Origin of the sequence: Crocinitomix catalasitica ATCC 23190 (assembly GCF_000621625.1) — a bacterium.
Lineage (GTDB): Bacteria > Bacteroidota > Bacteroidia > Flavobacteriales_D > Crocinitomicaceae > Crocinitomix > Crocinitomix catalasitica.
Map to the genome: position 1 here is coordinate 104,043 of NZ_JHXV01000010.1, position 14,065 is coordinate 118,107.

A 14,065-nucleotide genomic window follows, 5' to 3' on the forward strand; every position below is an offset into this window, starting at 1 on the left:
TTTCGGAATCTAGGCAATAAAAAAGGGATGATAATTATCATCCCCTTTGCAATACGATATGGTAATCGTTTTAGTGCTTAATTATTTTTTTACTTGTGATATAATTTCCGTTCACATCCGAAAAGTGTATAAAATAAGTTCCGTCAGCTAGATTGCTATCAAAATTGTAAATAACTTGATTAGAATTAAAAGTTACTTGAGAAATAGTCTTACCTAAAACATCCGTCACATTTATTATTCCCGCAGACACAGAACCTGTTTTGATATAAACTCTACTGTTCGTTGGATTAGGATAAACATTAAATTCATTAGCCAAAGAATTATCTTCAAGACCTAGACAGTCAACCACATTTATCGTTATTGTATTCACAAATGAACATGTACCTTCAACATTGTAAGCAACTGTAAATTCGCCAACACCTGCAAGGTTAGGATTAAATTCACCAGACATATCATCAATACATGCACCACAAGTTGCTGACCAAGTTCCTCCAGGCATAGTTGCCTCTAATGTAATTGGAGCTGATTGAATACAAATATCATCAACAGATTTAATTGTGATAGGAGATTCGTCGAGTACAGTTGCTGTAACCGCAACACGATCACTAGTACATTCGTAACGGTGAATTTCCCAATTGTAGTAATGATAATAATATTCAGAACCAGCACTACTTGTAAGAATCTCAACTAAATCGTCAATTATGTATGGGTAAGAAGGCAGTGCAGCTTCGTTATCATTTCTAAATAGAGAAGGAATACTGCCAGCAGCCGTTCCTAATTGATAATTCTCTCCGATTGGAACACTTAAGTTTAAATCAATCGTTTGTTCACCATCTTCAATAAATATCGTTTTTGACTCGATTAAAGTACCTTCATTATCTCTCAATTCAATTGTTCTGTTTTTAGATCCCGAAGCATAAACTTTAACCCTTTTGATAATAATAGGGGTATCAACATTAAAAATCAAATATTGTTCACCGTCAAAAGGATCACCTTCACCGAAAGTATTATCAGCAGGTCCTACAAATTCAGGAGTCTCATATTCGTCTGATGATACATAAAAAGTAGTTGTAGCATCTAGAGGTTCAGTTGTGAAACTTGCACCTCTTCCTAATAACGTTCCACCTACCGGTGTATCATACCATTGCATTTCACCTGCACCAAGTGCAGACAATACAGCGTTTTCAGTAGGGCAAATTTCTGCACCCGAAGCTGTTGGATTTTCAGCATAATTAACTGTGATATAATCTGTAATAATAACCGTGTTTTCACCAATTAGATTTGTTGCTCTTAATTGAACTGTATAAACGCCTTCAGCATCATATGTATGCGAAGGGTTTTGTAATGAAGAAATGTTTCCATCACCAAAATCCCAATCCCATTCAGTTGGAGCATTTGTAGTAAGATCAACAAAGTGAACGAGTCCATCGCAAGTTGTAGTTGTGTTAGATGTAAAGTTTGCAACTGGCGGATCGAAAGGAACTACGCAAGTCCACTCAACTTCAAAACCAGTTCCTTCAACGCTTGCATCCGAATGGAAAACAATTGTGATTGCGCCTCCAGTAGAACTTACGTCCGTAGGGATGTTATTATCACAATAGCGATCAATTAGAGGACTGAATCTTGTTGGACCATCAAATATTTCAATATAATCGTAATTACAAGTTAGACCCGCACCAGCTTCCATATTAAAAGATACAAAAGAAAGGTCGACTCTATCTGCTCCAATTGGTGCAATTGTAATTTGGCTATCACTTCTTCCTGGATAATCACCTAGTTCACCACCAGCATCGAATAATGTTCCTTCACAACTAGATTGAGTTGGTCCAGTCCCATCCGATGGAAGAACAGCTACACATTCGATAGTTGGATCTATGATAATATAATCTTCAATTGTCAAAGAATCAATACCACAAGCGCCACCGTCAACGATAAGTTTCACGTCATATTCGCCTGCAGCGGTATAAACATGCTCTGGATTTGTTTCATCATCTGTATCTCCATCTCCAAAAAACCATGCATAAGTCGAACCATTAATACTTAAATTATCAAAATTGATAGCATAAGGCAAAGAACAACCTACAGTTTCGCTAGCTTCAAAAGCTACTTCTACAATTGGTACGAATATTTCACCAACACCAACTGCATACCAAGCATTTGTAGTTTGTTCTACTTCAAAAGTACAACCTCCAAAAATATCAGTAGCAGATTGTATTGCATAGAATCGCGCTTCTTCAAAATTAGAAGATGGCGTTAAGTAAACAGTTAAATTTCTAAATGCAATTTTACCAGCATCCTCAATTCCAATGCCAGTTACATCATAATCATCTCCATTGTCATTGGTTCCTGTTCCACCTTGTGACAATAAATAAAACCAAAAATTCTGTACACCGCTATTCGTATGAACACCGCCGCTATCACCGCCATCTAATGATGCCCAAAAGTCACCAAAATAAGTATCGGGATCTCCATAAGAATTTGGATTAGACATAGATCTTAAAGCCGAACCGATGTCCTCACCAACCAACCAGCTAAAATCTCCTGGTCGAGCGAATTGTTCAATTGCATTACCAAAAATATCACTGAACGACTCGTTTAATGCACCTGATTCTCTTGCATAAATAAGACCCGCAGTAAATGTTGTTAAACCATGAGTGATTTCGTGGCCTGCAATATCAACAGATGTCAATGGATCCCAAAAATCATCACCATCTCCATAAGTCATTCTTGTTCCATCCCAAAAAGCGTTGGCATAATCAACACCGAAATGGATATAACTGTTTAATTGAAAACCATCATTATCAATACTGTTTCTATCGTGTTGTTCAAAAAAGTAATCATAGGTCATTTCAGATCCCCAATGCGCATCTGTTGCATATTCATCTTTTTGAGGGTTTACGTTATCCCAATCATTATCATCGTCTTCAAAATCTACAGCATCACCATATTCAACCGCCTCATTTAAATCGAAAGTTCTAATTCCGTTACCTCTACTAGCATCTCTTAATCTATAAATACCTTCAAAACTGTCAGCAGTAATAGTTTGTGTTCCAGAATAAGCCGTTTCAGCCGTTCCTTCTTCGTCAACTTCATGAATTAAACTGTTTTCACGAAGAATTTCACCACTATTTGCATCAATAAAAATATCAGCTCTTGAAAGTGGTTTGTGTGCGTAGACATTAAATTTATAAGCTAAGCGATATGAGTTAGCATGAAAGCTACTATTGTTTGTAATCAATACCAATTCTCCTTTTGGAGCATAGGTTGAAGTTTGATCATCAGATTCCCATTTAAGGTGCGCTTCTTCTCCTGGTAATTCCCATTTGTATACTTCAGCGCCGATATGTTCTAAAACAATAGATAAAGCAGCGTTCTCTGAAAGACTGGCAATCGTAGGCGCAACAATTTTATTGTAAATCAAGCCGTTTAGTGAAACAACCTTATCATGTTTCGTATGCACATTCCATATTCCATCTTGAAGAGGAATACCTTTATAGGTTTGTTGGAATTTATGGTGAACGAATCCAATATTGTCAGCTTCTGATTGAATAAGCTTAAAATCCATTTCAGGATTTAACTTGAATACAGTTTTGTACCAATTTTTGACATTGTCAATCTCAATTCCGTTTTCCTTTTGTAGTCGAATAAAAGAGGGGAGATCTGAGTAGGGACTTGTTCGAACCATTTCGGCCCCTTTTATGACCTTATGGGCTTCAGCTCCAACAAGGACTTTCTGGGAATACCCCACAAGTGGTCCAATTGCAATAAAAAGAATTACAATTAGCTTAGTAGATAGTTTTTTCATGTTTAAGTAATTTGAATCGCAATTTACTCAAAAAAAACTTGATTCTTTAATTATATTCCTGTAATTATTGGGATCTTAAACTGAAATAGAGGTAGTATTGTAAATGAGAATTTTCAGAGAATTAGAATTACAATGGAATACAATATGTTGAAATCCAAGAAACTAATAAGTTATTAGAATTATTTAAACTCCTTAACTGCTATTAACGAAATATTCAACGGCTTTATCAGTGTGTCGAATTCTTCACCAGCTACTTTCATATCTTCATCATACTCCTCATAATACCATTTTACAAGTATGTCTGAGTTATTGGTTTTTTCGGCTAGAAACTTTAATATATTTCGAATAACTAAAGTCGAACTCGTATTAAAATATTCGAGTTTAAATTCAAAAACTGTTTTAGTTGGAGATTGGTTGAAATATGATTCCAATTCTTGATTAAATGGAGTGTAGAATGTATAGGGATCTTCTGGTATTGATATACCTGCAATCAGAATTAATCCATCTTCATTATTTAGAAGGACATGTGGTGTTTTGAGTGTTGGTTTTATTTCAAATTGCATTTAACGAATCATTACGATTGTTCTGTAGTATACTTCATGTTTATAAATCTAAAAAAAAAATACCATACATTACGTTTATTTCATCGCAATTTTAAGAAAAAAAAAACAACCAAGTCAATTAAACTTGGTTGTTTTTTCAAAATTATTTCGATTTGCTCTATTTGGTAAGTATAACTTGACCAGTATATTGTTCTAATTGATCATTTGCATTCATTATTTTCACGAGCCAAACATACGCACCTTGAGGAGCTTCGTTGTTATCTATTGCAACTCGTCCATCCCAAGGTTGGTTGATATTACTCGTTTGAAATATCAACTTTCCAGCTTGATTATAAATAGTCATTGTAAATTCTTGATCCAGAATTTTTAAAGCTTTAGGTATAAAAAAGTCATTTATATTATCACCATTTGGAGAAAATGCAGTTGGCGCTAATAAATTATAATCGTCTTCAATATTTATTTGCTTGCTGATTTTATTTTGACATCCATTGTTGGCTTCAGCTAATAATTCAACATTGTAAATACCTTGAGTTCTAAAAGTATGTTCGAATTGATTTTTATCAGAACACATTTTATCTTGAACTTTCCATGCGAATAAGTTCGCTTCTTTTGTCAAGTTGATAAACTTAATGGTTGGAATAATATCTAAAGATTTCTCCCAAGCAAAATCAACATCAGGTAAAGCATTGACTTGAACACTTGAACTATAAGTTGCTAGATCTTTATTTGTTTTACTGTCTTTTAAAGAAAGTTTTACGTTAAAGTTTCCTGATTTACTGTAGTTATGATTTGGAAAGCTTTCTGCGCTGTAATTCCCGTCACCAAAATCCCATACATATAACACGTCTGAATATGTCTTATTGGGGTTGAATTGTATTGACTCATTCTGGCAGATAGTTACAGCAGAAGCATCAAACTTAGCATTATAATTAACCTTCGTTACTGTTCCAGCATCAATTGTTTTATCTTCTATCACTGGAATAGATTCATCAGTTTTTGAATTTGTTTTATGCTCAAACTCTTTTATATCTATCTGAGTAGGTTCTTTAACAATGGTTGGTTTAAGTGTTGTTTTATTTGTTGGATTTAATTTTTCAACGACAGGTAGATTAGGCTGTGCTTTAGCATTATTAAGCTCTTCTTTTTGAGATTCAGTTGTTTCAGAAATTATGTTTTTTGCTTGATCGTTTGTGTTTAAATTCTTTTCGATTGTTTTAACATCTTTTATTGATGAATCAACAACTTTGCTCGGCTGATCAGCAGTAAGCATTTTAGATTCATTTTCTGGTAGAATTGCAATTGTAGTAAAGATAATACCAAGTACAGCAGCTGATCCAATTAACCAGCCAATTACGTTTTTATTAGGGCCTAATTGCTTGTTAACATTAGTCCATGCATCGTCATTATACGGAGCTTCGTAATCTTCAACAGCCTCACGAATAACATCCTCGAATGGGCTAAGCTGACTACTGAGCCGCTCCCATGCTTGTGGATCGAATGGCGCTTCATAGCCATCGATCGATGATTTTATTATTTTATCAATATCACTCATTTTCTTCAATTTTAGCAAACTTCTCTGTGAGATTTGCGCGTAATTTTTGTTTGGCTTTCGCCAAGTTGGATTTTGATGTTCCTTCACTTATTTCTAAGTAATTAGCGATTTCTTTGTGTGTGAACCCCTCAATTACATACATATTAAACACCGTTCTATATGCTGGTGATAATTCACTGATCGCTTTAATCGCTGTTTCAGCTTTAAGTTCTAAATTAAATTCGTCTGCGTCCGCAAAGGGCTGTACTTCCTCTTCATTTTGCAATAACGAATCATCATCAACTAAAAATGGATCCCGCTTATTTTTTCTAATTTGATCAATAGCAGTATTCACCATTATTCGTCTTATCCAACCTTCCAAAGAACCATCAAAATTATAAACATCTAATTTCTTAAAGACTTTAATGAAACCGTTCTGAACCATGTCCTGCGCTTCGTCTTTGTCTTTGGCGTAACGATAGCAAACTGCCATCATTTTTCCATAGTACATCTCGAAGAGCTTTTTTTGGTAAGCTCGTTTTCCACGGATACATCCGTCAACAATTTCCTCTAGTTCGTCTTTTTTTTCCACAGTGTTTACAATTCTTAAACGTTCGACTTATTCATCGGTTGCCTACTTTACATAAAAAAAATAAAATTCGCTATAATCCTGAAATAAGATGCGATTTTTTTAAACTGAACTTAAAATTCTTTTTAAATTCGCAAGAGAAAAAATTATATTTAATTTAAATAATCCTATTAAAGATGAAAGTTACCGTTGTAGGAGCGGGAAATGTTGGTTCGACTTGTGCTAATGTTCTTGCTCATAATGAAATTGCAAATGAAATTGTATTGTTAGATATCAAAGAAGGTGTTGCTGAAGGCAAGGCTTTAGATATGTGGGAGACTTCTCCTGTTAACATGTATGATTCAAGAATTGTTGGGTCAACAAATGATTATTCAAAAACTGCAGGTTCGGAAGTTGTGGTAATTACATCTGGTATTCCACGTAAACCTGGAATGTCTCGTGATGATTTGATCGCTACGAATGCTGGAATTGTAAAATCAGTTACAGAAAACGTTGTTAAACATTCTCCTGATGCTAAAATCATCATTGTATCTAATCCTTTAGATGTAATGTGTTATACTGCTTATTTATCAGCGAAAGTTGACAAATCAAGAGTAATGGGTATGGCTGGTGTTTTAGATACTGCTAGATATAGATCATTTTTAGCAATGGAATTAAATGTTTCTCCAAAAGATATCCAAGCTTTATTGATGGGTGGACATGGTGATACAATGGTTCCTCTTCCAAGATATACAACTGTTGGTGGTATTCCAGTTACAGAATTAATTGATCCAGCTAAATTAGACGAGATTATTGAGCGTACTAAATTTGGTGGTGGTGAAATCGTTAAATTATTAGGAACTTCTGCTTGGTATGCACCAGGTGCTGCAGCTGCTCAAATGGTTGAAGCAATTGTGAAGGATCAAAAAAGAGTGCTACCAGTTTGTTCTTGGTTAGAAGGTGAATATGGTCAAAATGGAATTTATTTAGGTGTACCAGTTGTTCTTGGTAAAAACGGAATCGAAAAAATTCTTGAAGTGAAATTAAATGATGCTGAACAAGCGTTACTTGACGAATCTGCTGCTGCAGTTAGAAATGTAATGGGAGTTTTAGACGGAATGAACGTTTTATAGTCATTTAAATAAATCAAAATAATATTAAGCAGCACTTCTTTTGAGGTGCTGCTTTTTTTTGTGCCTTGTTTTTAAATTAAGAAGGTGTTAATGATTCGGTTAAAATTTATGATAGATGAAGACTGTTGATAGGATAATATTCTTTATGATACACAGGTTTTAAGAGGTTTCTTAACGATTAAAATAGTTCTAACTCAGAAGTTATAGAAATAAGTAAAATTCTAATTGTGGATGACGCCAGAAGAAACTGGGGTAGGCAAATCAAAACAGGTTTGATAGCAGATATAATTTTAAGCTTTAGATGATCATTGGCAAAGCAATTACAATAAAGGAATGGGGAAGGAGAGGCATTCAATAATTAGTGTTACCAACAAAAAAAACGGTCACCAAAGCTGATGACCGTTTTTATAATTTAATTATTTGTGTTGATTACTTTACACCATGCATTAATTTCTTAATGACTGGAGATAAGAATAAAATCAAGATTCCAGCAAGTGCTGGAACAATCGTAAATATCAAGAAGAAGAACGATAATGAATATTGTTCAGTAATATTTTCAATTTGACCACCTAATACGGCTGCTAGTTTGTTTCCAATAGCAATCGCTAAATACCACATACCGAACATAAATGCTATCATACGTGCAGGAACTAGTTTACTCACGTAAGATAGACCTACAGGAGAAATACAAAGCTCTCCAAGTGTATGGAATAAGTACGCCAGTATTAACCAAACCATACTCACTTTAACACCTTCTTGAATGCCCATAGCGCCAAATGCTAATAAAGCAAATCCTATTGCCATAATAATTAATCCTAAAGCATATTTACCTGTTGCCGAAGGGTTGTATTTAGATTCCCACCATTTAGAAAAGAATGATGCAAAAGCAATAATAAAGAATGAATTCAAAATACTGAACCAACTTACAAAGATTTCAACTTCATTCGCTTTAATCTCAGCAACCTTAGCAACGACTACGCCATTATCTAAATTCTGCTTAATTCCATTCGCTCTTGCATTTTCTACACCTTTATCGCTTAAGTAGGCGTATTCTGTTTTTTCGTTGTTTTTATGAATAATATGCACTTCTTCATTAACAGCTAGTTGTACAGGTTCAGCAATTTTCATTATTTTATCTACAACAACAGCTCCTTCAGGAACACTCATGTTTTCTGTTACGGCTTCATAAGCATAAACTAGTTCACCTTTATCATCGAGTAACTGTTCTCCTGATTCTTCATTGAGCGCAGGTGTTTGAATAGCTGAATAGGTTACATCGTATGCAACAGTGTTAAAATCTCTGTTTAACATCCAACCTACGATTCCCCACATACCAGCAAAACATATTACCAATACAATGTTCGATCCTGGAATTTTCTTGAAAGTTCTTTTCCATAATAAGAAAAGTACCCATGAAATGATTAATAAAGGAATAACCGTTAATAATGCGTTAATGATATTGAAAGCAATGGCACTGTTTCCAGTTAAGACTCTATCTACAGAATCTCTAGCGAATAATACCAACGATGTTGCACCTTGTTCGAAAGACAACCAAAAGAATACAGTGAAGAAAGCAAATATTACAAAGGCAATCATTCTATCTCGAACGACTCTTTCATAACGCCACATTCTTGAAATAACTAAGTAAAGGAATAAACCTAAACCTAAAAGAATAACAGCATATTGTCCATCTAGATTTCCAACTTTAAAAGGGAATAAATTAATATCCGCAATTTTAGATAAAGGATCATTGAATAAATATGCTAAACCAACAACAGAACATATGGTAATTAATATTTTGTCTACCATTGTAAACGGATTTGCATGTGCAACCGTTTTACTACTTTTCACATCGTCGATTAAGTCATCAGCTTCAATAACATTTTCAACTACCATTTCGTCGTTGCCACCTCTTTTAGGTACTTCTCCGATATTTCCAAATAATGGTTTAGATAACCAGAATTGTAGCGTTCCTAATAACATGAAGATTCCTGCAAGACCAAAGCCCCAGCTCCAGCCAATTTTCTCAGCTAAATAACCACATAACATCATTCCGAAGAATGCACCTGCGTTTACACCCATATAGAAGATCGTATAAGCACCATCTTTCTTTTCAGGTAAATCCTTATACATCTCAGAAATGATTGAAGTCATTGTAGGTTTAAAGAAACCAGTACCAATAACTAATAAAGCAAGACCTGCATACAAAGAGAACTCAGTTTCCAAAGCCATTGATGCGTGCCCTAAAGTCATGATTAAGGCGCCAAGTACAACGGCCCAACGGTAACCAATCCATTTATCAGCAATTAATCCACCTATAATTGGTGTTAAGTAGAGTAGGCCTGCGTAAGTACCAAATAAAGCTGTTGCGTTTTCTGCTGACCATTCCCAACCTGGGTTATAGCCGATCACAGCCATTGTTAAAAAGTTTACCAATAAAACACGCATTCCGTAAAACGAAAAACGTTCCCACATTTCTGTGAAAAATAGGACAAATAAGCCTGCTGGATGTCCTAATACTTTGGATTTAAAAAAATCTTGTGTTTGATCTTCTGTTCCTTGCATAAAAAAAGATTACGGTGTTATTAATTTATTTATTTTGATTCTTCAGCTAATTCAAAGCCTTCTGTTTCGTTTTTACTTAGGCCTTCATTGTCCTCCGCTCCGTGCGTTAGTCGTTTTAATGGTTTTAGTAAAGCAATAACCAATAAACCGAATGCTAATGTGAGTAAAAAGATGAATAAGAATATATTGTGTTCTTTTTCTGTTTGGATTTCTTCAATAATGAATTCTCCTTCGTAGTTTTTACCATCGCCCTTGTTTGCTTTTATTTTGGCAGCTTCAACTTCTTTTTCAAATTTAAATGTTGCATGATATGGGTTTTCCTTTGTGGCCTTATTTTCAGCAAGAATTGCCATTACTTCATTTCGCTTTTCTTCTTTTTGAAACTTAAATAAATTTTCAACTGAAATACCATTTTTGAATCCTTCAGCAACAAATTTATCATCCAATAAATAGATGTTGGATTTAATTGAGAATCCTTTATCTACGGCAACCAATGTGTCTTGATTATTAAAGTTGATTAAATCGTTAGTATTCGCTATAAATTCTATATTGATAGGTTCTGATTGTGAAGCTTCACCAATAGACCCTGCTAATTTGTTTCCTAATCCAGTTGCAGCGAAATATACCCCCATCATTATTGAGGCATATTTTAATGGTGCAAGTTTTGTAATGAATGAAAGAGCAGTTGGAGAAGCACATAATTCACCGATTGTATGAAGTAAATATGCTCCTGTTAACCACCAAAAACTAGCCGTACCAAAAGCAATTTCACCAGCCTGATTAGAAGCGAACACCATTAATAAAAAGCCAAAGCCCATAATTATGGTTCCTATTCCCATTTTTAATAATGTGGAAGTTTCTTTACCTTTTAGTTTTCGATTTGCCCAAAATCCTGCAACCGCAGTTCCGAAAAGTATAATAAATCCTGCATTAAAAGATTGAAACCATGTTGCAGGCATCTCCCATCCAAAAATTACACGATCAATTTTCTCATTTGCGTAAATATTTAAAAGTCCACCAGCTTGTTCAAAAGCTCCCCAAAAAACAATAATGATTAAAAATGAAATTAAAAGAACCAACATTCGATCTTTTTCAATTTTTGTCAATGGCTTTTTAAGTGCAGCTTTTTCAAGTTCGTTTTCAGAATTGCCAATAAAATTTCCAACATTCGCTAAGTATTTCTGTCCACCGATATATACTACTAATCCCAATAACATCCCAATGCCAGCTAAACCGAAACCATAATGCCATCCATAGAATTCTCCGACATATCCAACAATTAATGCTGATAAAAATGCGCCTACATTTATTCCTATATAAAATATTGTAAACCCTTTATCTCTTCTAATATCACCAGATTTATACAAGCCACCAACCATTGTTGAAATGTTTGGTTTTAGCATACCAACACCAAATATTATTAAGCCAAGGCCAGTATAAAATGCCCATAAAGCCTCAATAGCTAAAATTCCATGTCCTGCTACCAATATTATTGCACCGTATAGCACTGATTTTTTCTGTCCCAAAAATTTATCCGCAATAATTCCTCCAGGAATTGACATCACATAGACCAGCATAGTGTACCATCCATATAATTCTATTGCACTTGCCTTTGTCCAACCTAAACCTCCATCACCAACAGTCGCGGAAATATAAAGCACCAATAAGGCTCTCATTCCATAATAACTAAAACGTTCCCACATTTCAGTAAAGAATAGTACAAACAGGCCAACAGGGTGACCAAATAGCGTTTTGTCTGATGCAATGTTGTGATTCGTCGGTTGGACAGTATTTGTCATAGAAATTCGTTGAATTAAGCTCGTGAAATTAATTAAATAAACTTAAAATATATTACCGTTCATCATTTTAATTCACCGTTTTTTAGAAAATGCTCAAAATCAAACGGAATTAAAATAGATTAAAAATTGCATCGCGTTGAATATTATGGGCTATTTAATTTAACTATCTTTACAGACCAAAACTATAAGTAACTGCATGAAAAAGTTTATTTTACCTTTAATTAGTATAGCCGTTTTAATTCAATCGTGTAAGAATGAATCATCTAAAGAACACAGTTATGATGAGGGTGCTAAAGAATTAATAGAAGTAATTGATAAACATTCTTATTCTAACATCGAATCTGTTCGAACGAAACATTTACATTTAGACTTATTAGTTGATTTTGAATCTTCTAAATTAGTTGGAAGTGTAGAACACGAATTAGAATATTTAGACGATGCTAAAGAGGTGATTTTTGATATTTATGGACTTTCTATAGAAAAAATAGAAGTCGATGGATTGGAAACAACTGATTATAAAATTGGTGAATTAGACGAATTACTTGGTCAGCCATTAACTGTGCAATTACCGAAAAAATCTAAAAAGGTTAAAATCTATTATTCAACTGGATCGGATGCAAATGCGCTTCAATGGCTTAATCCACAGCAGACAGCGGGAAAGGTAAATCCTTATCTGTTTACGCAAGGACAAGCAATTTTAACACGAACGTGGATTCCTTGTCAAGATAGTCCAAAAAATAGGATTACGTATAGTGCTAGAATTAAGACTCCGGAGAATTTAATGGCGGTCATGAGCGCTGATAACCCTAAAGAAATCAATCCAGAAGGAGTATATAATTTTAAAATGGATCAAAAAATTCCGACCTATTTAATTGCAATGGCTGTTGGTGATATTCGCTTTAAAGCAATAGGAGAACATACAGGTGTTTATGCTGAAGTTGAGATGTTAGATAAGAGTGTCGATGAATTTGCGGATGTGGATAAAATGATAGCTGCGGCAGTTGAACTTTACGGACCTTATAAATGGGGGAGATATGATATTCTGGTTTTACCTCCTTCATTTCCTTTTGGTGGTATGGAGAATCCTAAATTGACTTTTGCAACACCGACTATTATAGCTGGAGATAAATCATTGGTTTCACTTATCGCACATGAATTAGCCCATTCATGGTCTGGTAATCTAGTTACGAATGCAACATGGGATGATTTCTGGTTGAACGAAGGATTTACAGTGTACTTTGAAAATAGAATAATGGAAAAAGTATATGGTAAAGATTATGCAGATATGTTAATGAGTATTTCTTATCAGGAATTAACACATGAGAATGAAGAGATTTTACATGGTAAACATCCAGATGACACAAAATTAAAATTGGACTTAGATGGTCGGAATCCAGATGATGGGATGACATGCATCGCCTATGATAAGGGTGCATTGTTTTTGCGAACATTAGAAAGTAAAGTGGGGCGTGATAAATTTGACGTTTTTGTATCGAATTACTTTAAAGATTATATGTTTAAAACTATTAGTACGGAGGAATTTGTGACTTACTTGAACGAAAATTTATTAGAAAGAGATTCTATTCGTTTTAATCTTGATGATTGGATTTATGGACAAGGTATTCCGAATAATAGGGTTGAGATCAAATCGACAAGGTTTGAAGCGGTCGATAAAAAAGTTTTTGCATTGTATGAGATTGAGGAAGTTCAAGATTTAGGAATTTCTAAAGGTGATTGGTCAACGCAAGAATGGATTCGTTTTATTAGGTGTATTCCAGAAAAAATAGAACCTGAAATGATGCAGAAGTTAGATGAATTTTATGAATTTAGTACATGTGGAAATGCTGAGATTATGGCAGAATGGTACATTTCTTCTATTCAACATGGTTATCATGGTATGGAGCCAGCAATGGAAAACTTTTTAATTAATGTAGGTCGAAGAAAATTCTTAGAGCCTATATACGGACAACTGGTTTTAACTCCTGAAGGGGTTGAATTGGCAAAGTCTATTTACACGAAGGCAAGGCCTAATTATCACGCTATTTCATACAAAACAATAGACGAAATACTAAATTGGAAAGTAGAAAAATAGCCAATTTTA

General features: G+C 34.4%; 7 protein-coding genes and 1 pseudogene. 2 read left to right on the forward strand and 6 right to left on the reverse strand.

Annotated features, from left to right (window positions below; all coding sequences use genetic code 11):
• Positions 1-70: 70 nt before the first annotated feature.
• The 4 genes from T367_RS23825 to T367_RS0108245 form a co-directional block, all read right to left on the reverse strand.
• Positions 71-3,805, reverse strand: coding sequence for a M4 family metallopeptidase (locus tag T367_RS23825; RefSeq protein WP_051568450.1), 3,735 nt, complete (start codon positions 3,803-3,805; stop codon positions 71-73).
• A gap of 179 nt (positions 3,806-3,984) precedes the next feature.
• Positions 3,985-4,368 carry a DUF1987 domain-containing protein gene (locus T367_RS0108235; protein ID WP_027419421.1) on the reverse strand — a complete coding sequence of 128 codons (384 nt, stop codon included), beginning with the start codon at positions 4,366-4,368 and terminating at the stop codon, positions 3,985-3,987.
• Positions 4,369-4,525: 157 nt separating this feature from the next.
• Positions 4,526-5,920, reverse strand: a complete 1,395-nt coding sequence (locus T367_RS0108240) for a T9SS C-terminal target domain-containing protein (protein ID WP_027419422.1) — start codon at positions 5,918-5,920, stop codon at positions 4,526-4,528.
• Positions 5,913-6,491: an RNA polymerase sigma factor gene (locus T367_RS0108245; RefSeq protein WP_027419423.1), complete on the reverse strand. Its 579-nt coding sequence runs from the start codon at positions 6,489-6,491 to the stop codon at positions 5,913-5,915. The genes T367_RS0108240 and T367_RS0108245 overlap by 8 nt, the downstream gene beginning before the upstream one ends.
• Positions 6,492-6,664: 173 nt before the next feature.
• On the opposite strand from T367_RS0108245, the gene mdh reads away from it, so the two are divergent.
• A complete protein-coding gene (gene mdh, locus T367_RS0108250) occupies positions 6,665-7,600 on the forward strand; it encodes a malate dehydrogenase (protein ID WP_027419424.1) in 936 nt (311 codons plus the stop codon).
• A gap of 429 nt (positions 7,601-8,029) precedes the next feature.
• Here the strand turns inward: mdh and T367_RS0108255 are convergent, their stop codons facing one another.
• Both T367_RS0108255 and T367_RS0108260 read right to left on the reverse strand, forming a co-directional pair.
• The gene (locus tag T367_RS0108255; RefSeq protein WP_027419425.1) at positions 8,030-10,165 is read right to left on the reverse strand and encodes a peptide MFS transporter; all 2,136 of its coding nucleotides are present in this window, start codon (positions 10,163-10,165) and stop codon (positions 8,030-8,032) included.
• A gap of 563 nt (positions 10,166-10,728) precedes the next feature.
• Positions 10,729-11,964, reverse strand: a pseudogene (locus T367_RS0108260) (peptide MFS transporter); the annotation flags it as partial.
• 196 nt (positions 11,965-12,160) lie between these two features.
• Here T367_RS0108260 and T367_RS0108265 point away from each other — a divergent pair.
• Positions 12,161-14,056, forward strand: coding sequence for a M1 family metallopeptidase (locus tag T367_RS0108265; protein ID WP_027419427.1), 1,896 nt, complete (start codon positions 12,161-12,163; stop codon positions 14,054-14,056).
• Positions 14,057-14,065 lie beyond the last annotated feature (9 nt).

Bases quoted from the DNA above. Each gene is read 5' to 3' on its own strand.
- T367_RS23825 (WP_051568450.1), bottom strand. From the start codon at position 3,805: ATGAAAAAACTATCTACTAAGCTAATTGTAATTCTTTTTATTGCAATT.
- T367_RS0108235 (WP_027419421.1), bottom strand. From the start codon at position 4,368: ATGCAATTTGAAATAAAACCAACACTCAAAACACCACATGTCCTTCTA.
- T367_RS0108240 (WP_027419422.1), bottom strand. From the start codon at position 5,920: ATGAGTGATATTGATAAAATAATAAAATCATCGATCGATGGCTATGAA.
- mdh (WP_027419424.1), top strand. From the start codon at position 6,665: ATGAAAGTTACCGTTGTAGGAGCGGGAAATGTTGGTTCGACTTGTGCT.
- T367_RS0108255 (WP_027419425.1), bottom strand. From the start codon at position 10,165: ATGCAAGGAACAGAAGATCAAACACAAGATTTTTTTAAATCCAAAGTA.
- T367_RS0108265 (WP_027419427.1), top strand. From the start codon at position 12,161: ATGAAAAAGTTTATTTTACCTTTAATTAGTATAGCCGTTTTAATTCAA.